The 19,891-nt window shown below is 44.4% G+C and carries 19 protein-coding genes; 14 read left to right on the plus strand and 5 right to left on the minus strand.

From position 1 onward, the window contains the following. Window positions 1-22: 22 nt before the first annotated feature. Window positions 23-1,645, minus strand: coding sequence for a GMC family oxidoreductase N-terminal domain-containing protein (locus tag O3A65_02520; GenBank protein MDA1331337.1), 1,623 nt, complete (start codon window positions 1,643-1,645; stop codon window positions 23-25). Between the two features lie 332 nt (window positions 1,646-1,977). On the opposite strand from O3A65_02520, the gene O3A65_02525 reads away from it, so the two are divergent. Next, window positions 1,978-3,699: a potassium/proton antiporter gene (locus tag O3A65_02525; GenBank protein ID MDA1331338.1), complete on the plus strand. Its 1,722-nt coding sequence runs from the start codon at window positions 1,978-1,980 to the stop codon at window positions 3,697-3,699. Between the two features lie 80 nt (window positions 3,700-3,779). Then, a complete protein-coding gene (pcaF, locus tag O3A65_02530) occupies window positions 3,780-4,982 on the plus strand; it encodes a 3-oxoadipyl-CoA thiolase (GenBank protein ID MDA1331339.1) in 1,203 nt (400 codons plus the stop codon). On the opposite strand, the gene O3A65_02535 is transcribed toward pcaF, so the two are convergent. Both O3A65_02535 and O3A65_02540 read right to left on the minus strand, forming a co-directional pair. Beyond that, window positions 4,979-6,799 (minus strand): PDZ domain-containing protein, encoded by a 1,821-nt coding sequence (locus O3A65_02535; GenBank protein MDA1331340.1) that lies wholly within the window; start codon window positions 6,797-6,799, stop codon window positions 4,979-4,981. The genes pcaF and O3A65_02535 overlap by 4 nt on opposite strands. Window positions 6,800-6,801: 2 nt before the next feature. Beyond that, entirely contained in the window at window positions 6,802-7,956 is a 1,155-nt protein-coding gene (locus O3A65_02540) for an alpha/beta hydrolase (protein MDA1331341.1), read from the minus strand. A 235-nt stretch (window positions 7,957-8,191) separates the two neighbouring features. Here O3A65_02540 and O3A65_02545 point away from each other — a divergent pair, with 235 nt between their 5' ends. Next, on the plus strand, window positions 8,192-9,025 hold the full coding sequence (locus tag O3A65_02545; GenBank protein ID MDA1331342.1) for a hypothetical protein: 834 nt from the start codon (window positions 8,192-8,194) through the stop codon (window positions 9,023-9,025). A 9-nt stretch (window positions 9,026-9,034) separates the two neighbouring features. After that, the gene (locus tag O3A65_02550; protein ID MDA1331343.1) at window positions 9,035-9,547 is read left to right on the plus strand and encodes a GNAT family N-acetyltransferase; all 513 of its coding nucleotides are present in this window, start codon (window positions 9,035-9,037) and stop codon (window positions 9,545-9,547) included. Between the two features lie 71 nt (window positions 9,548-9,618). Here O3A65_02550 and O3A65_02555 read toward each other — a convergent pair whose 3' ends face one another. Together O3A65_02555 and O3A65_02560 are read right to left on the minus strand one after the other, a co-directional pair. Beyond that, on the minus strand, window positions 9,619-9,795 hold the full coding sequence (locus tag O3A65_02555) for a YbdD/YjiX family protein (GenBank protein ID MDA1331344.1): 177 nt from the start codon (window positions 9,793-9,795) through the stop codon (window positions 9,619-9,621). A 17-nt stretch (window positions 9,796-9,812) separates the two neighbouring features. Continuing rightward, window positions 9,813-11,897 (minus strand): carbon starvation protein A, encoded by a 2,085-nt coding sequence (locus O3A65_02560; GenBank protein MDA1331345.1) that lies wholly within the window; start codon window positions 11,895-11,897, stop codon window positions 9,813-9,815. Between the two features lie 163 nt (window positions 11,898-12,060). Here O3A65_02560 and O3A65_02565 point away from each other — a divergent pair, with 163 nt between their 5' ends. Genes O3A65_02565 through O3A65_02610 form a run of 10 tightly spaced genes read left to right on the plus strand, consistent with a single transcriptional unit; the run spans window position 12,061 to window position 19,890 of the window. Next, window positions 12,061-13,305 (plus strand): serine hydroxymethyltransferase, encoded by a 1,245-nt coding sequence (locus tag O3A65_02565; protein MDA1331346.1) that lies wholly within the window; start codon window positions 12,061-12,063, stop codon window positions 13,303-13,305. A gap of 31 nt (window positions 13,306-13,336) precedes the next feature. Beyond that, a complete protein-coding gene (gene nrdR / locus O3A65_02570; protein ID MDA1331347.1) occupies window positions 13,337-13,789 on the plus strand; it encodes a transcriptional regulator NrdR in 453 nt (150 codons plus the stop codon). Continuing rightward, window positions 13,786-14,883 (plus strand): bifunctional diaminohydroxyphosphoribosylaminopyrimidine deaminase/5-amino-6-(5-phosphoribosylamino)uracil reductase RibD, encoded by a 1,098-nt coding sequence (ribD, locus tag O3A65_02575; GenBank protein MDA1331348.1) that lies wholly within the window; start codon window positions 13,786-13,788, stop codon window positions 14,881-14,883. Before nrdR ends, ribD begins: the two co-directional genes overlap by 4 nt. A gap of 2 nt (window positions 14,884-14,885) precedes the next feature. Next, window positions 14,886-15,482, plus strand: a complete 597-nt coding sequence (locus O3A65_02580; protein MDA1331349.1) for a riboflavin synthase — start codon at window positions 14,886-14,888, stop codon at window positions 15,480-15,482. Continuing rightward, window positions 15,479-16,576 carry a bifunctional 3,4-dihydroxy-2-butanone-4-phosphate synthase/GTP cyclohydrolase II gene (gene ribBA / locus O3A65_02585; GenBank protein MDA1331350.1) on the plus strand — a complete coding sequence of 366 codons (1,098 nt, stop codon included), beginning with the start codon at window positions 15,479-15,481 and terminating at the stop codon, window positions 16,574-16,576. The genes O3A65_02580 and ribBA overlap by 4 nt, the downstream gene beginning before the upstream one ends. A gap of 57 nt (window positions 16,577-16,633) precedes the next feature. After that, the gene (gene ribH, locus O3A65_02590; protein ID MDA1331351.1) at window positions 16,634-17,104 is read left to right on the plus strand and encodes a 6,7-dimethyl-8-ribityllumazine synthase; all 471 of its coding nucleotides are present in this window, start codon (window positions 16,634-16,636) and stop codon (window positions 17,102-17,104) included. Next, a complete protein-coding gene (gene nusB, locus O3A65_02595; GenBank protein ID MDA1331352.1) occupies window positions 17,094-17,510 on the plus strand; it encodes a transcription antitermination factor NusB in 417 nt (138 codons plus the stop codon). The genes ribH and nusB overlap by 11 nt, the downstream gene beginning before the upstream one ends. Before the next feature lie 33 nt (window positions 17,511-17,543). After that, window positions 17,544-18,407 carry a 3-methyl-2-oxobutanoate hydroxymethyltransferase gene (gene panB / locus O3A65_02600; protein ID MDA1331353.1) on the plus strand — a complete coding sequence of 288 codons (864 nt, stop codon included), beginning with the start codon at window positions 17,544-17,546 and terminating at the stop codon, window positions 18,405-18,407. Between the two features lie 21 nt (window positions 18,408-18,428). Next, window positions 18,429-19,397 (plus strand): thiamine-phosphate kinase, encoded by a 969-nt coding sequence (gene thiL / locus O3A65_02605; protein ID MDA1331354.1) that lies wholly within the window; start codon window positions 18,429-18,431, stop codon window positions 19,395-19,397. Next, on the plus strand, window positions 19,381-19,890 hold the full coding sequence (locus tag O3A65_02610) for a phosphatidylglycerophosphatase A (GenBank protein MDA1331355.1): 510 nt from the start codon (window positions 19,381-19,383) through the stop codon (window positions 19,888-19,890). The genes thiL and O3A65_02610 overlap by 17 nt, the downstream gene beginning before the upstream one ends. Window position 19,891: the final 1 nt, after the last annotated feature.

The following is a 19,891-nucleotide window of genomic DNA, read 5'->3' on the forward strand; positions in this document are numbered from 1 at the left end:
GCCACATTTAATGCTATAGATTCTAGCGGTTATCGCTAATAATAAATTCTGCTGCACGTTCGGCGATCATCATGGTCGGTGCATTGGTATTCCCTGATGTAATCGCGGGCATCACAGATGCATCCACGACCCGTAGGTTCCTTATCCCATGAACTTTGAGTTCAGAGTCAACAACACTAGACGAGTCGTTACCCATTTTACATGTTCCAACGGGGTGGAAGATTGTCGTTCCTAGGTCGCCGGCAGCCTTTAATATTTCCTGATCTGTCACTATACGAAGGCCTGGCAACAACTCTTCAGGACTAAAATGTTTGAGCGCATTAGCAGACATAATATGTCGAGTGAATCTTACTGAATCAATCACTACTTTTTGATCTTCTGGCGTGGACAAATAGTTTGGGCTAATTTCCGGGTGTGTGTAAGGGTTGGAATCAGATATATGGACTGTCCCTCGGCTCGTAGGCCTCAAATTGCACACAGAAGGTGTCACCGCGGAGTGGCGGTGGAGCGGTTCACCAAACTTATCTAAAGATAGGGGCTGGACATGCCATTCGATGTTGGCCGAAGACTGGCTGGGATCACTCTTCGCAAATGCACCGAGCTGAGATGGCGGCATAGTCATCGGACCAGATTTAAAAAACATGTACTCTAGCCCCATCATTATTTTTCCAAATATTGTTTTATAACGGTCATTGAGAGTGATGGTATTGCTCACTTTATACTGAATCCTTACTTGGAGATGGTCTTGTAAGTTTTCACCAACGCCAGGTATGTCTTTAACGAGTTTGATGCCGAATTTCTCAATATGTGTTGATTTACCTACGCCTGATAATTCAAGAATTTGTGGGCTACCAATGGCGCCGGCGGATAAGATTACTTCACGTTTAGCCTCAATTACGCCATACATATCGCCGAGCACTCGAATTTTTACACCGCTAGCTTTAGGGGTTTCTTGATCAGATTCGTTAAATAATAATTTCTCTACATGCGCGTCAGTTAGAATCGTGAGGTTTTTACGATGTTTGATTGGATTAATAAAGCATCTTATTGCATTCCACCGGGTTCCATTTCTTTGGTTGACTTGGAAATAAGCGCTCCCAAAGTTGTCCCCAGTATTAAATTCTGTAATTTTTGGTATTCCTTTTTCTTCAGCAGCATCTCGCCAGGCATCGAGAATTTCCCAACTAACGCGTCGTTCTTGAACCGGAAGTTCGCCCCCAGAGCCGTGAAATGCGTTCGCGCCATGCACGTAATCTTCCATACCCTTAAAGTAGGGAAGTACATTATCCCAACCCCAGTTAGGATTTCCAGCCTCAACCCATCGATCGTAGTCGGACCGTTGTCCTCTCATATAAATCATTGCATTAATCGATGTGCAGCCACCCAGCACCTTGCCTCTAGCATATCCTATTGATCGATCGTTCAGTCCTTTCTCCTTGGTGGTTTTATACATCCAATCAGTGCGTGGATTATTAATCGTGAATAAGTAACCAATAGGAATGGGAATCCAGAAATAGTTATCTCTAGAGCCAGCCTCAATCAGAAGAACTGATTTAGATGTGTCGGCGCTCAAGCGGTTGGCTAAAACACACCCGGCGGATCCTGCGCCAATAATGACATAATCGTAAGTGCCGAAAGTGTTCATGATGCGGGCTCGACCCTAATGTTCATTTTATTTAAAAAAATGGAGAAAAGTTCAGTTTCGCTATATAAAAACTTCTTTCGTATCAGTAAAATTATAGCTAATTCTTATAGCAAAATTCCAGATTAACTTTCAAAAGATAATCTGAGTCATCATTTAAAGAGTATGGTTACGTTGAGTAAGCCTCTTAGCGTAATGTTTGGAACTCTAGACTAGCCTATGATGTGCTTTCAGCTTATTTGACGTCTCTAAGCTATGATTTAAATAGTTTTTAATCTGTTTTAACGCACTTTTCAACGATAAATTTTTGAGGGTGATTTACTTTAAGTTATTAGATGGAATTTACCAATAATGCAATTTTTGCTGGCGCAATACTATTTCTAATTAGTATTTTGGCTACGGGCGTCGCGTCGCGGGCAGGAGCGCCTTTATTATTGGTATTCCTCGGGGTCGGCATGTTGGCCGGGCGAGAAGGGATCGGCGGTATTAGGTTTGAAAGTTTTGAGGCTGCTTATGCCGTTGGATCCGTAGCGCTCGCAATCATTCTTTTTGATGGTGGTATGCGAGCTCGGGCAGAGAGTTCAAAAGTTGGATTAAAACCAGCCTTGTCCCTAGCAACGCTGGGGGTGTTGCTTACTACGGCTATTGTCGCAGCAGGCTTGCATTGGCTGTTCAATTTTTCATGGGGTCAGTCCTTTCTCATCGGCGCGATTGTTGGTTCTACTGATGCCGCTGCGGTGTTTTCTATGCTGCATGCAAAAGGGCTGCAACTAAAGAAGAGAGTTGGGACCACACTCGAAATTGAATCGGGCTGCAATGATCCAATGGCAGTGTTTTTGACCCTGATGTTCGTTGAGGGAGTGCGACAAGGTCAGGATATCGTTGTAGCGTCAATCATTCCGGAATTTTTCTATCATTTTGGGGTTGGGGCGATCTTGGGGTGGCTTGGCGGGCAGGTTTTATCGAGAACCATAAGTCGAGTAACTCTAACCGCGGGCCTCTATCCTTTGCTTGCTGCGGCTGGAGGACTCACTTTGTTTGGTTTGGTCACTATGATGGGTGCGAGTGGATTTTTGGCGATTTATATCGCAGGCCTTATTGTGGGTAATACTGAAGCGCACGCTGCGAATAATATTAGAAAAGTGCATGATGGTCTCGCATGGCTTGCTCAGATATCGTTATTTTTGATGCTTGGTTTGTTGGTGACTCCAACCACGTTGACTAAGTATTGGGATGTGGGTGTGGGTGTTGCGCTACTCTTAGTGTTCGTTGCCAGACCTATTGCTGTGTTGGTAAGTTTGTCTCCGTTTCGATTTGCGGCTAAAGAGAAATTGTTTATCAGCTGGGTGGGATTACGTGGAGCAGTTCCTATTGTGCTCGCAACGTTTCCGGTTCTGGGTGGATTGGCTGATGCTGAACTGTACTTTAACGTTGCGTTTGTGTCGGTACTTTTTTCGCTGATTCTTCAGGGCTGGACAGTGGCTCCCTTTGCTCAATGGCTTAAGTTGAAGTTGCCTATTGAGAATGCGCCGTATTATGCAGAAAGCATAGAAGTTCCGGGTAGCTCCGACTTAACAATTCTCGGCTATAAGATAGCCGAGAATAGTCCTGTTACTAAACGTCGTATCGACAGTCTTCTTGTGCCAGATGGCATTCGATTTATTGCGGCGTTTCGTGTTGATGAATCAGTCCAAGGTATTGATGAACACGTAATCGAATCAGGTGATCTATTATATGTGATTTCGTCACAGAACAAGGTGTCACTCGTGAATCAAATGTTATTGCCAACTGATGAGGTGGCCGAGTTGGAGCAAGCTCGTTATTTTGGGGACTTTACTTTGAACGGTGATGCGCTCATTGATGATGTCGCAGATATGTATGGTGGAGAGGTGCCTAGTTCAACTAAAAATATGACGCTGTCACAATTCATGCGAATACGTTTCAGAAATCAATGTGTTGTTGGTGATCGAGTTTTCTTTGGTCCTTTAGAACTAGTTGTTAAAGAAGTTGATAGTCTAGGTGTTGTAAAAAAGGTTGGATTAAGAATTAGGGAGTGATTCAATCAGTGACCAATACGATGATGTTTGTATACACTGAACTAAATTATCGAAATTAATAAGAAATCTGGATTTATCTTATGGCTGAAGTGTTCATTTGTGCTGGTGTACGGACTCCAATTGGTCGATATGGTGGCGTACTCTCATCTGTGCGAACTGATGATCTCGCAGCGATCCCTCTCCGTCACCTTAAGGAGACACTGTCTGGGGTTGATTGGGATCGGCTTGATGATGTTGTGTTCGGTTGTGTAAACCAAGCAGGTGAAGACAATAGAAATGTGGCCAGAATGGCTACACTCTTGTCCGGATTGCCTAGTCATGTTCCAGGCAGCACGATCAACCGGCTATGTGGTTCTGGACTTGATGCGGTGTCCATCGCTGCTCGATCAATCAAGGCGGGAGAACAAAATTTAATTGTATCGGGTGGGGTTGAGAGTATGTCTAGAGCTCCTTTTGTGATGCCGAAAGCAGAGGTCGCTTTTTCTAGAGCAAATCAAGTATTCGATACGACCATTGGTTGGCGTTTCGTCAATCCAATTATGCGCGAATTGTACGGGATCGACAGCATGCCTGAAACCGCAGAGAATGTGGCGAGCCAATTCAACGTTAACCGTGCAGATCAAGATAAATTTGCTTTGAGTTCTCAGGAAAAAGCTGCAAAAGCCCTGATTTCCGGCAGATTGCAGGCGGAAATTGTACCGGTATCGTTGCCCCAAAGAAAGGGCGAACCCATTATTGTCTTTGAAGATGAACATCCTCGACAAACTACGCTTGAAAAGCTTTCCAAACTTTCGCCAATAGTCACCGCAAAAGGAACAGTTACCGCAGGGAATGCATCAGGAGTCAATGATGGAGCTTGCGCGTTGGTCCTCGCCAGCGAGCTTGCTATGAGAGAGAACAATCTATCTCCATTGGCGCGTGTTGTCGGTTTTGCGACAGCAGGTGTTGAGCCTCGGATTATGGGTATTGGCCCGTTACCCGCGACACAAAAGCTTTTAAAGAGAGAGAAAATCTCTATTGATGAAATTGGGATTATTGAATTAAATGAAGCATTTGCTGCTCAAGCGCTTGCTGTAACTCGCGGTTTAGATATTCAGGATGGAGATTCTAGGGTAAATCCCAATGGGGGGGCAATTGCGCTTGGACATCCGTTGGGGATGAGCGGTGCAAGACTAGCGCTTACAGCGGCTACCGAATTGTCTTTAACTAGTGCAAAGTACGCGCTTGTGACAATGTGTATTGGTGTGGGGCAGGGTATCTCTATGTTATTAAAACGCATTTAACGTGATTTTACTTTTCGATTCAACCAATTATGAAGTAGCTTATTTTTTAATGGGTCGAGATATAAGTAAGCAATGTTTTTTGGCGCTGACAGTAAGGGAAACTGTACGGTGTGAAGCACATCATCTCTAAACACATGAATTGGAATTACCGAATTTTTTTTCTCTAGATCGATAATTTGTTGCATATTATTTATCGAGGGTCTTTGCCGGTTTATCGCCATAATGACATCTCCTGGAGCAATTCCAGCATGTTGTGCTGCTCCGTTGTCAAAAACTTGTTTTATGCGCAAGCCGTCAGCAGTGTTGCTATGGGTGAAGCCTAAGTCATGCTTTATCGCTTGTCGGTTTTTATCAACTGAAGTATTCACCGCGTCCCCGCTGTCTGAAGGCCCATTGGGCGTGGTGAATGTTAATTGGACGCCGACACTATTTAGTAATGGTTTAATCGGTAACTCCCTAGTTGATCGAATAATACGATGAAAAAAATCGCGTAGATCTAGCCCTGAAACAAGCGCAGCTGTCGTTTCGATTCCATTTTCTGGAACTCCTTTATTTTTCTTGCCATAAGTATTCCAAAGCGCTCTCATCACAGTATCTAATGAGGTCCGTCCGTCAGTTTTTTTACGCAGATGCAGATCAAGACATAGGGCGGCTAGACTCCCTTTGCTGTAGTAGCTGACAATAGAGTTAATTCCGTTTTCATCTTGTTTGTAGAATTTGGTCCAAGCATAAAAGCTTGATTCCGCTAAAGTCTGCTTTGATCTGCCATTAGTTTTTTTAACAGCGGTTATTGTCTTAGCGAGTAAGCTCAGATAACGCCTCTCATCTACCAGTCCTGCTCTGTAGAGCATGAGGTCGTCATAATAAGAGGTGATGCCTTCAAATGCCCATAAGAGCTCAGTGTAGTTTTCTTTAGTGAGATCGTAAGGTGAAAATACTGCAGGTTTTAGTCGCTTGATGTTCCATAAGTGGAAGTACTCATGTGAGCATAAACCTAGGAATTTCAGATAGCCATCAGCAATCGGTGAATCTGAGTCAGTTGGCAAGTCTGTCTTTGAGCATATTAGCGCTGTTGAGTGGGAGTGCTCAAGGCCTCCGTAGTCATCATTGACTGCATTGATTAGAAATGTATATCTATCTACGGGTATAGCACCCCAAAATTCAACTTGTGTCTCCACAATTAACTTTAGGTCTTGGCATATGCGTCGAATATTTGCACGAGGATTACCTGTAATTACGACGTTATGGGGAACGTTTTTAACGAAGAAAGACGACTTAATCGATTCTCCAATTTCAAGAGGATGATCTATTAAGGATTCATAGGATTCGTTTACATATCGTCCAAACCCAAGCCTATCGATTCGGTTGGGTATCATGGCGGTCGACACGCTCCATTTTTTGTGTGTGGGCAACCAACTCGGTCTGGAGATGTCTACTTTGTGCTGCGTATGCTCTAAGCCATGTATTTGAAGGAATAAGCTTGTACCATTAATAAAACCTCTAAATTGATCAAGATACGCTGTTCGAACCGAACGATCTCGCGCATAGACCTGATAAAAAATAGTAATCGGTTCGCCGTTAGTCGGGATCGACCAAGAATCTTTATCGATTTTTTGTATAGGGATTTCTGCATCGGCGCAAAAAACCTTTATGCGGATAATATTTTTAGAAAAATCTCTGATGAGATAGGAGCCAGGAATCCACGCCGGTAGCGATATGATCTGCTTCTCAGGACTAGGCGCGTTAATTTGACACGTGACGTTGAAGAGGTGGGCGTGAGCCTCTTCCATGGACACGTTGTATTGGACAAAAGGCATGGTTAAAGACTCCGGAGGAAATGTGTAAGATTACCTATGACAGCCTGACTTTGTTCTTGTTGTACCCAATGGCCAGCATTATCGACGAGGACAACATCTTTCATTGATGTGCACACCTGATGATGCATATGTTCTATGGCGCCAGGCGTTTGATAAATACCCCAGTCATTTTTTCCCGACAGAAATAAGGATGGGACTCGGATGCGTTGTCCGGAGAAAAGAGATAGCGCGGATTGATTGATCCCCTCAATCGCACACCGATACCACTGCAGCCCGCCTTGAAACGTAGTTCTTGTGTATTCTGAAACATACACAGCAAGTTCTTCGTCAGGTAGCCATTGACATGCACGAATCTGATTTTCGTCTGGCATGTGAGAGGCTACTGTCTCGGGCATTGTTTGGTCTCTATGCATGATGTAGTAAGTCGGCATTTGTGCGATTATTTCGGCATCCCATGACGATAGTTTGAATGGTTGGTTATAAATCCATGCAGCACTCTTGTGATGATAGTAAGCTCTTAGAAATTGATGTAGTCCTTGGGGTGCATTCATCAGATCGTCATTTGAGGACGGTGCAGAAAAATAGACTTTATAGTGTTTTCTTGGTTCTTTAAGTGCGCGCAATTTGTCTTCTAAATCATGAATGGTGGGGTGTGCTAGAACTGAGTTTGTTTCCTCAATCATAGGAGGTGCGCCAGTGAACGGAGCACTCATCATCACACAAGCTTTGAATAAATCGGGGCGGATTAGCGCGCAGACTCCGGCGACATAAGAGCCCGCATCATGACCGATAATCGCTTTAACTTCGCTGTATCCAAGAGCCTTTACTAATCCAACGATATCTCGAGCTAAGTTAACTAGGTTAAAGGGCTCTATCGAATTATCATATTGATTGCTCCATCCTGTTGTTCGACCAAAACCTCGTTGGTCTGGTGCAACTACCACGTAGCCAAGTGACGCGATTTCTGGAAGGATATGCCTCCAGCTATAGGCTAATTCTGGAAAGCCATGAGCGAGTATGATTAGCGGTCTTCCCTTCTCGTCCGGCCGAGATTCCAATATATGCATCTCGAGGCCGTTATTGTTTTTAATCTTACGGGATACAATTCCTTTGGGCAGTGGCACCTCACCATATTGTGTTGAATAAATACGTTCCATAACGATTACCTTTATTTTTTGAATACAGTTTTAATTGTAAACACGTACACGGAGCAATGTTTATCATGAGCAATTTGATCTTTAGATTTCATTGCTTGTTTGCTCTGAGTTTTTTTCGTTTATCCTAATGGATTATTTGGATATTCGAATTAAAAGTAAAGTCTAGATGAATTGTGGTTCTAAAGAATAATTAAATCTTTTGGCTTATTTGCTAGTCATTGAGTATAGGGGGTAGATGGTGATACAAAAAAATATAGTTTTAAGCTTTGTACTGATTCAACTTTTAATGTTTGGGTTCTTGGCGTTCGCCCAAGATTCTTCTGAAGTTCTAGGCTCTGATGCGGAAAAGAGAATACTCAAAGAAAGGTCAGTCCAAGCGGTCGTGGGCGCACATGATCAGACCTTAATTTTGAGGGGTGGCGAGCTTATGGTTCGCCAGCAGGTTGTTAAGGCAGCTAAAACATACGTTTTAACCTGGGGTAGGGAGCGCGGTCTGGGGGAAGAATGGTGGGAGGATAAGATTGAATTCCAACAGGCCGTAGACTATCTAATCTTAATTGGTGACGAAGTACTTCTGAATAAATTCAGTTCTGGAGGTTGGCTTACTGATATTTGGACTGAGTACACGGCTAATAACTTCACCGGCGAGCAGGCATCATCAATCGCAGAACATTTTAAGACCGAAGGCGGGGTGATACAAAGGCAGCTAATGGAATGGTACCTCGGTGAGACAACACTCTTTTATTATACCTTTACTGACCGATGGGATTATCGTCTCGAAGAGACCCGCAATGAGCTGGAGGCTTTACAAAAAGAAGCACGTAAACGAATGCCTGACGAAATGGTTACGTGGAAAGCTGGGCAGAAGGAGGCATACACATTTATAGCTTGTAGCCCAGACAGTGAGTTTTGTGTTGGGCCCAAATATTGGAAAATGCTGGCCATACCGATGCAGGGTGCAATATTTCGATACATGGAGGACATTACGCGAGAAATAAAATTACAAATGGAATCTAGAAGGGCTTCGATTGAACCTTTTCTTGTGGCTTTCGAGGAAAAAAAAGAATAGATCTAATGTATGGTTAAAATCCGAGAGGCTTCGCTTGATGACTGCATTACAATTGCGGCACTCCATGCTAAAAGTTGGCAGCGTGCGTACAAAGGCATTTTGAGTGATCAGTACTTAGATCATGAGGTCGAGTCGGATCGGTTGCAGATATGGATGGGCCGTTTCGCTAATCCAAGTGTAAATCAACTTATCTTATGCCTAGAGAGCGCCCAAGATATAGTTGGATTCGTGTGTGCCTATTTTTCAGCGGATGAGGCGTTTGGAACTTTTATAGATAATTTGCATGTCAGTCACGCTTTGAAGCGACATGGTTATGGTGCTCAAATGGTGGAGCGTATAGCCGATCTTAGTCGAGCACAATTTAATGAGTCACGTGTGTATCTGTGGGTACTGGCTGATAACAAGCCGGCTGTTACATTCTATGAACGTATTGGGGGGGAGCGCTACGAGGCGCGGATATGGGACTCTCCCGATGGCGGCAAATATTTAAAGTATCGATATGTCTGGGGTCGTCAGCGGTAACTGTTTGTCGCCAGTCAAAGAGACCTTAGTGTTCTTTACAATCAGTTGCTGAGCACCCGCGTCCTCAAAATTTAGCAACATCGAGTCACGCCACTCCATTTATTATGTTGTCGATATTCAAAGTACTCGGCACGATTCATGAGTTCGGACTCGTGATGATTAAGTTGATGATGCGCACAATAACGTTCGTACGCGTCATCTCCAGAAGCTTGTCGAATATATGCCCAAAACTTTTTAAGTATATTCATTAGGTTGTCCTTAATTTTTAGTGTAATCCTGTGGTAACTGAGGATGTGTTTAAGTTCAAGCGTACGTAAGGAGCTTCTGAAAGAGGCAGTACTTTTCCTCCATTGAGAAACTTAAAGCTCATTCTGAGCATATCAATGATCACAATCCATAAAATGATTGCGAAGAGAATCGCTAATACCGCATCAATACGTTTTGCAAAGATTAACTGCGGAGCTACTGCGGCAACGTCTGGACTTAGGGCTCCAGCAGCAAGCTTATCAGCCATATCTGAAGCCCCGGATAGGAAACCTACGGCAGGGTTAGAGCTAAATACTTTTTCCCATCCGGCCCAAGTGCATATAAATGTTAGCCAAATCAGCGGTAGACCTGTAACCCACGCATAACGCAGTTTGCCCATTTTTATTATGATGCTGGTGGCAACACATAGAGCGATGCCTGCTAAAAGCTGATTTGAAATTCCAAATAGAGGCCAGAGTATGTTGATGCCTCCATGAGGATCCTTCACGCCTTGCCACAGGAAGTAGCCCCACGCCGACACAAAGATGACACTGGCAAGAATGGTCATTGGGTAGGATGATACGTTACCGATTGGTTTCCAAATGTGTTTTCCAAAATCTTGGAGCATAAATCGACCAACTCGCGTTCCTGCATCTAACGTTGTGAGGATGAAGAGTACCTCGAACATGATGGCGAAGTGATACCACACAGCGAGAGCTGATCCCCCAAAGGTCCCTGAGAAAATGGTCGCCATACCCACTGCAAGTGATGGAGCACCGCCAGTCCGAGCAAATAAGGTCGATTCACCCATGCTTGTCGCTAGGGATTCCATTTCCTCAACACTAACTGGAAAACCCCAAGAGGAAATAGTAGCCACGGCTTCGGCAGCTGTACTGCCTACAACGCCTGCAGGACTGTTGATTGCGAAGAAAACCCCAGGCTCTAAGACGGTAGCTGCGACGACTGCCATGATAGCTACGAATGACTCAAGCGCCATGGATCCGTATCCGATCATTCTAATTTCTCGCTCATTAGTAAGTAGTTTAGGCGTCGTGCCGGAAGCGACCAATGAGTGAAATCCAGAAATAGCCCCACACGCAATCGTGATGAACACAAATGGGAACAAATCACCTTTGAAAATAGGTCCCATGCCGTTTTCCGCAAACTGTGTGAGGTGAGGCATTTTGATTTCAGGAGCCAGGATAACAATTGAGAACGCAAGCAAAAACACAACGCCAAGCTTAAGAAATGTTGACAGGTAGTCTCGAGGTGCTAATAAAAGCCATACAGGAAGAACAGCGGCGCTAAATCCGTAAATGATCACGAACCATGCGGTTTGCTCACTACTCCATTCAAATAAACCACGGATAGATTCATTTGCATCTATCCATCCCCCTCCTAGAACGCACACAAAAAGTAGAGCAATTCCAATAAGTGTTCCCTCTAGTACGCGACCTGGACGAATGCCTTTCATATAAATGCCGACCAGCATTGCAACTGGAATTGTACCAAGCACAGTTGCAGTTGCCCACGGGCTATGAGCCATAGCCTTCACGATCACCAGACCTAGAACGGCTATCAGAATGATCATAATCATCATGGTTCCTAGTAAGGCTGCCCAGCCTCCGATGGGTCCAAGTTCATCTTTAGCTATTTGACCTAACGAGCGACCATCGCGTCTTGTAGAGCAAAAAAGGATGATCATGTCTTGTACACAGCCTCCAAGGACTGCACCAACAAGAATCCAAATCGTTCCAGGGAGATAACCAAATTGCATGGCGAGTGTTGGCCCAATGAGCGGCCCTGGTCCGGAAATAGCGGCAAAGTGATGTCCGAAAGTGACCCACTTATTGGTTGGAATAAAATCTCGACCGTTATTCAATCTCTCAGCCGGTGTTGCGCGCGTTTCATCCAAGACTAGAACTTTTGCACAAATCCATGCGCTATAAAATCGAAATCCGACTAGATAAGTACAAATAGCGGCGACGATGAACCAGATCGCATTGATCGACTCCCCGCGAGTAATTGCTATGCCGCCAACAGCACTCGCGCCAAGGACTACGATTCCTAACCAAATAAATTTACTAAGTAGGCTTTTTGGCATGTCCTTTCTCCCCTTACATATTTTTAATTATGATCGTTCGGCGGATTACACTGCATCTTTAGGTCTGGACGCTATTCTGACAGATTCGACGAATTTATGAATGCCGCAGCGCGCAATGATAAAATTGTCGATCTTAATATATTTAAAAGGCAATTAAACCCGTATGTTTCGCCATAAAGATAGTATTCAAAGTAGTGATCCGGAGCTTTGGAATGCTATGAGCTTAGAGTTTCAAAGGCAAGAAGATCACGTGGAACTGATTGCGTCAGAAAATTACGCTAGCCCAGCAGTATTAGAAGCTCAGGGGTCCTTGCTGACTAATAAATATGCTGAGGGCTACCCTGGCAAACGTTATTACGGCGGGTGTGAGTTTGTTGATCAAGTTGAGATGTTGGCGATCAGTCGTGCTAAAGAATTGTTTGGCGCGGAAGCGGTAAACGTACAACCACACTCTGGTAGTCAGGCAAATGCTGCAGTTTATATGTCTGTCCTTAAGCCAGGTGATACTGTACTCGGCATGGCGCTAGCGGACGGAGGCCACCTTACCCATGGTTCCCCTGTAAATTTTAGCGGTAAGATTTATAACTTCGTGAGTTACGGCCTGGATAAAGATGAAATTATTAATTACTCCGCAATTGAGGAGTTAGCTCATAAACATAAGCCTAGAATGATAGTTGCGGGGGCTTCTGCGTACTCGTTGATTATTGATTGGGCTCGAATTGCTGAAGTGGCAAAAGCCATTGATGCCTATTTCTTGGTTGATCTGGCACATTATGCTGGTCTGGTCGCTGCAGGTGTTTATCCTTCACCGGTAGGTATTGCAGATTTTGTAACGACTACGACCCATAAAACATTAAGAGGTCCGAGAGGTGGTTTGATCCTATCAAGTCTTGAGTATGAAAAACGTGTGAATTCTTCAATTTTCCCTGGGAATCAGGGAGGACCTTTGATGCACGTCATTGCTGGAAAAGCTGTCGCACTTAAAGAAGCACTGACTCAGGAGTTTGTTGCTTATCAAGAGCAGGTAATCATTAATGCAAAGGCCATGGCGAAGGTTCTCACGGAGCGAGGTTTGAGGATTATTTCAGGCGGTACGGATAGCCATTTATTTTTAGTTGATTTACGTGGAAAAAAAATTACAGGGAAAGAGGTGGAGCGTGTACTTGGCGTTGCGCATATTACGGTCAATAAGAACGCAATACCGAATGACCCGGAGTCGCCGTTTGTGACGAGTGGTATCCGTATTGGTTCTCCTGCGGTGACTACTAGAGGTTTTGGTTATGAAGAGGCATGTCAAACGGCAAATTTGATTGCCGATGTTCTAGATCGGCCACATGATGCTTCGGTTGCGGCTAAAGTGAGAGATGCTATTAAGGACCTGTGTAAACGGCATCCTGTGTACGGATGACCAACGATTCATTTTGTGACGGAAACAAGATATGAAATGTCCGTTTTGCAGTTATGAAGACACACAAGTAGTGGATTCAAGAGTTTCTGAAAGTGGTGATAGTATCCGTCGCCGTAGGCGTTGTGTGGCTTGCGATAAGCGCTTTACAACTTATGAGGTGGTTGAGTTACGCATGCCCCAATTGGTTAAGACGAATGGCACCCGAGAGGAATTTGATGAAAGGAAGATCAGAACTGGTTTTTCACGTGCGCTGCATAGGCGGCCTGTACCTACCAATTTAGTTGAAGATGCGATAAATCGTATTATCCAAAAAACTTTATCATTCGGAGTGCGTGAGATTGAGTCACGCCGCATAGGTGAATTGGTGATGGCAGAGTTACGTAAATTGGATAAGGTGGCTTATATCCGCTTCGCTTCGGTTTATCGAAACTTTCAAGATGAAGAGGATTTTCGAGATGTCCTCGAGGAAGTTCAAAAACCGTGAGCGTGGTTGAAACCGAGGCGCATGAAGATGAGTATTTCATGGCTAAGGCGCTTGAATTAGCGACTCTAGGCCTGTACTCGACTGCACCGAACCCAAGAGTGGGTTGTGTGATTGTGAAAAATGGACGTATCGTTGGTCAAGGATGGCATGTTGCTTCTGGGGAGGCGCACGCAGAGGTCTTGGCAATGAAGCAAGCTGCTGCTGAGACCTTAGGCGCAACGCTTTATGTCAATCTAGAGCCATGTGCTCATCAGGGGCAAACACCTCCTTGTGTTGACGCCATCATTAAAGCAGGTATAAGTCGAGTCATTTTGAGCTCGCGGGATTCTAACCCATTGGTCAATGGGAAAGGGATCGAGCGACTTAAGGCGAATGGGATTACAGTGTTAGAGGGATTACTCGCTCAGAAGTCGCGAGAGCTTAATATCGGTTTTTTTAGAAGGATGGAGTCCGGTAAGCCTTGGGTTCGTGTCAAAGTTGCTGCAGGACTTGATGGAAAAACCGCGTTAGAAAATGGAAAGAGTCAGTGGATCACGTCAGAGTTAGCAAGAGAGGATGTTCATCGGTGGCGAGCGCGTTCGTGTGCTGTGCTTACGGGAGTTGGTACCGTCGTAGAGGATGACCCCAGACTGACTGTACGATATATTGAAACGAGTCGACAGCCTGTAAAGGTAGTTGTGGATAGTCAATTACGTAGCCCCTTGAGTGCACGGCTTTTTAAAATGCCTGGAGCAACGATTGCGACTGCAGTCACAAATAAGGAGCGACTAGGCCCCTTTATTGATAAAGGCGTTAATGTATTGGTGTTGCCCGACTCGAATGGCCGCGTTGATTTAGCGGCGCTCTTAATTGAATTAGCTAACCAGCATATGAATGAGGTTTTAGTGGAGGCGGGTATTAACTTGCATAGTGCGTTCCTGCGTAGAAATTTAATTGATGAGATGATCATCTACTATGCGCCGAAATTTTTGGGTGCCCAAGGCAGAGGAATGTTTTTTCTTAATGAGCTAGAAAAGATGGACGAAGTCGCCGAGAGAGATATCATTGACATTAAAAAATTTGGTAGGGATTTTAGAGTTATGGTTAGATTTTGATTATGTTTACAGGAATTGTTGAGTGCACAGGTGGTGTAGAGCGTTGCGAAGCTGCTGGGGCAGGTGCAAGTTTGGTGGTGCGCAGTGATCTTTTCAAGATGGATGGCGTCGCAATTGGTGACAGTATCGCGGTTAACGGCGCGTGTTTGACGGTCGTTGGCTTAAGTGAAAACTCGCTTGATTTTGATGTATCGCCAGAGACACTAAAACTGGTTACCGGTTTTTTAGTGGGTGATGTCGTTAATTTAGAACGTGCCATGACACTAAACTCATTAGTTGGTGGACATTTAGTAAGTGGACACGTTGATGGGATTGGAAAGATTGAGGTTGTTGACGAAAGAGATGGGAATTGGGAGATAACTATTACAATTCCGTCGGCATTAAATAGGTATCTTGTCAAAAAAGGATCTATAACAGTAAATGGTGTGAGTTTGACCGTGAATGAAGATAAAAAAGATAAAGTGCTGATTAATCTTGTGCCTCATACGATCAACATGACTAATTTAAAATTTATTAGGCCTGGTAGTTGCGTTAATTTAGAAGTTGATATGCTGGCGCGTTATGTGGAAAAGCTCTTAACTAATTCTGACTCAATATGACATCTGACATTAGCCCAATATCCGACATCATTGATGATTTTAAAAACGGAAAGATGGTTATTCTCGTCGATGAGGAAGATCGTGAAAACGAGGGGGATCTTGTTATGGCCGCGGAGCATGTGACAGCGGAAGCTGTAAATTTTATGGCTACATTTGGTAGAGGACTTATCTGTTTGACGCTAACTGAGGAAAAGTGTCGAAAGTTAAATTTGATGCCTATGGTAGGCTTCAACGGTTCTCGTATGGGTACAAATTTTACTGCTTCGATTGAGGCTGCACAGGGTGTTACGACTGGAATTTCTGCCGCGGATAGGGCGCTAACAATTAAGGTGGCCTCCTTTGCTGACGCTTCTCCGACGGATATCGTACAGCCAGGGCATGTTTTTCCTCTGAAGGCGGTAGAGGGTGGAGTTCTAGTGAGGGCCGGACATACTGAGGCTGGTTGCGATTTGGCCTTGATGGCAGGATTGCAACCGTCGGCTGTGATTTGCGAGATCTTAAAAGAAAATGGTGAAATGGCTCGACTGCCTGATCTCGTAACTTTTAGTATCCAGCATAATATTAAAATCGGAACGATTGCCGATTTAATTGCTTATCGAGGCCAGCATGAATCGCTGGTGGAGCGTGTTTTGGAGCGATCTATTGATACGGTTGCCGGATCTTTTAAGTTGGTTGCTTATCGTGATCGCATTTCAAAAGAAGTACATCTGGCACTTGTTAAAGGAACATTGGAAGCTTCCAAAGAGATCTTGGTTCGAGTTCATGAACCTTTGTCCATAGCTGATCTTCTCGATAAGAATAGTCGTATACATTCATGGCACTTTGATGATGCCTTGGCCACTATCAACCAAGCGGGTACAGGTGTTTTGATACTTATCCACCGCACTGAGGACGGGGATTCGCTGCTGCGACATTTGCAACCAGGCCAAGAGTTGCCGACAAAAATGGACCTTCGTAACTATGGGATTGGCGCTCAAATTTTGAAAGATCTTGGTGTTGCTCGTATGAGGTTGATGGCTACACCAAGGCGAATGCCTAGCATGACTGGTTTTGATCTAGAGACTGTTGGCTATAGGGAAAAACCATCTGATTGAGGTATGTGATAAATGTTGACTCCTGGTGTTTTCGGGAAATGATAAGGAGCAAGATAGTTGCAAAAATTTGAGACTCAACCCTTTGAGGAAGTTACCGGTGATGGGTTAAAGGTTGGCATAGTTATCGCGCAATTTAATAAGGATGTTACGGAAGCGATGCGCGTGGCTTGTGGCGAACAGCTAGTGCACTTAGGCGTTAGCCCCGATGATATTACATATGCTGAGGTTCCGGGCGCGCTGGAAATCCCGATCGTTTTGGATGCTATGGCAAAAACCGGTAGCTTCGATGCATTAATTGCGCTCGGGTCTGTAATTCGAGGAGAGACATACCATTTTGAAGTGGTTTCACACGAATCAGCGAAGGGAATTATGAGGGTTCAGTTGGATACGGGTATTCCGATTGCTAACGGGATTCTTACTTGTGAAAACATGAATCAGACAACCGAGCGTATGGAGCAAAAATCAAAACAATGTGCTGATGTGGCCATTGGTATGGTGCGGCTACTAGATCTAATTTATGAAAGGTAGTCGGCGATACGCTCGGGTATTAGCTATGAAAGGCTTGTATCATTGGCAAGTAAACCAGGTTGAGGTCGAGAAGATCATAGAGGTTTTAATCACCGAGGAAGAATATCCGAAGGCGGATGTAAATTACACGCGTAGCCTCTTAGAATCTGCGATTAACAATTCGTTACGATATTACAAAGATATTGAATCCTGCCTTGATCGCCCGATATCACAAATTTCACCGATAGAAAAAGCGATTTTGCTCATTGCTATGGTTGAGCTTGGTGAAACTTCTGAGGTGCCATTTAAGGTAGTCATCAACGAGTGTGTCGAGTTGGCAAAGCAGTTTGGCGGAACTGATGGACATAAATACATTAATGGCGTCCTGGATCGATATCTCAAGGGCTGCCGCGCAGCACAATCTTAATTATGCTGAAAACACTTAGATGGGGGGTGCGGCATGTCTGAAGATGTTGTTAAGAAATTGTCTATATATGATTTGCAAGATAAGGTGGATCGTGGAGAAAAAGTATTTCAGGTAACAGCTGTCGATTTTCCTACAGCGCAGCTTGTTGATCGCTCTGGAGTGGATTGTATTTTGATTGGGGATTCTTTGGGGATGACGGCACTGGGTTACACCGGTACAGTGCCCGTTACCATGGATGAAATGATTCATCACGCGAAGGCGATATCTCGGGCTACAAAGCGATGCATCTTGGTTGGTGATCTTCCTCTCGGGGCTTACCATGCAACCAAAGCAGATGCGATTAATAATGCGATGCGTATGGTCAAAGAGGGGGGTGCAGATGTTGTCAAGATGGAAGGGGGCGAAGAGTTTGCAGATATAGCGAAGGCGGTTGTAGACGCAGGGATTCCTGTGATGGCTCATATCGGACTGACGCCACAATTGCTGTCAAAGATGGGGGGATTCAGAGTTCAGGGAAAGAGTGCTAAAGCGGGGGCGCAACTTTTGTGCGATGCGCTTGCGCTAGAGAGGGCTGGATGCTTCGCAATTGTTTTAGAAGCTATTCCTGATCGGGTCGCGGCACTGATTACTGATACGCTTCGGATACCCACAATTGGTATTGGGGCCGGTGCCGGATGCGATGGTCAGAACTTGGTGTTACATGATATGGTCGGGTTGTTCGATCGATTTTCTCCAAAGTTCATGAAGAAATATGCAAATTGTTGGGAGATTATTCTTAAGGCACTTGATGACTTTCAGAATGAGGTTAGAGGAGGGCAATTCCCAATGAAAGAACACAGCTTTTCAATGGATGATGAAGAGTACAAAGAGTTCTTGGCCGTAGTTTCCAGAAGTTGATTTAGGACAGAGGTCAAAAGTTTGGCTTCGGAATTTGAAATTATACGCAAGTACTTCCATCATAATTCAGCTGGTGTGCGGCTCGGTGTCGGTGATGATGGTGCCTTAATAGACATGGGTGATGGTCGGGATTTAGTTCTTACTACCGATACACTGGTAAGCGGTACTCATTTTTTATCGACGGATGATCCATTTTCTATCGGCTATAAATCTGTCGCAGTAAATTTATCGGATCTTGCTGCGATGGGAGCGATTCCAAAATATGTGCTTTTGTCTATCACGTTGCCCTGTTCTGATGAAATCTGGATTGAGCGGTTTTCCAATGGCGTCAAGGAATTGCTCAGTCGTCACTCTGTGGCTCTTGTGGGCGGAGATACCAATCGAGGGGACACCTTGTCGATTACTCTAACGGCAATTGGATTTGTGAAATCAGATGCTGCTTTGCGGAGAGATCATGCTTGCCTGGAGGATGACGTATGGGTTTCCGGTTTAATTGGGCTTGGTTCCATTGGTCTTTTGATTAAACAGGGAGTACTTCAATTTACTATCGAAGAAGAACAAGACTTCTTGCAGCATTTGCATCAGCCGCAACCTCGGATAGAGCTCGGTCAAAAGTTACTCGGGATTGCGAATTCGGCAATCGATATTTCTGATGGCTTAGTAGCTGATTCTGGGCATATTGCAGATCAATCTGGTGTGAAAATTATCATTGATTATGAAAAAATTCCATTACATGAGTCAATAAAAAATCTGCGGTATGATCAAAACATTGAGAGCAGTATTCTCGGTGGTGGTGATGATTATGAGCTTTTGTTTACAGCTAATGTAGAACATGAAAATAGTATAAATAAGATTGCTGGCGAGCTAGGTTTGTCGCTTACTAAGATCGGTCGCGTGATCCAAGGCGCTGGTGTTATAGTTCGCTGCGGGAATGTCGATTTTAAAAAAGACTTCCAAAGAGGTTTCGATCATTTTGCAAGAAAAAAATAGCGTTTCTATAGCTAATCAGGTTTTTAAGCATCCATATCTATTTGTGGCGTGTGGCTTTGGTGTTGGCTTGATTCGTCCAGGCCCAGGAACTTGGGGGACGTTAGTCGCTTTGCCAATTCACTATTTGTTAGGCGCTAGTTTGTCGGTAGAACTGTTGTTGCTATTTTGGGTTGTGATGTTCTTAGTAGGCATTAAGATTTGTGCGGTTTCGGAAACTATCCTAGGTCATTCAGATCATTCTGCGATCGTGATTGACGAGATCGTCGCTTTCGGAATTATATTAGCGCTTATTCCGCAAAATATGATCTTTCATGTGCTCGGTTTTATTGTTTTTCGTATTTTTGATATCTTAAAGCCTTTTGGAATACGTCTTATAGACCAACGCGTAAAAGGAGGGCTGGGCGTGATGCTGGATGATTTAGTCGCTGCGGTATACACCCTTTGTGCGTTTACAGTTTTCGTGCCGGTCGTAGCCTTGCTGGGGACTAACTGAT

The sequence above is a fragment of the Pseudomonadota bacterium genome (assembly GCA_027624715.1).
GTDB lineage: Bacteria > Pseudomonadota > Gammaproteobacteria > Burkholderiales > Eutrophovitaceae > Eutrophovita.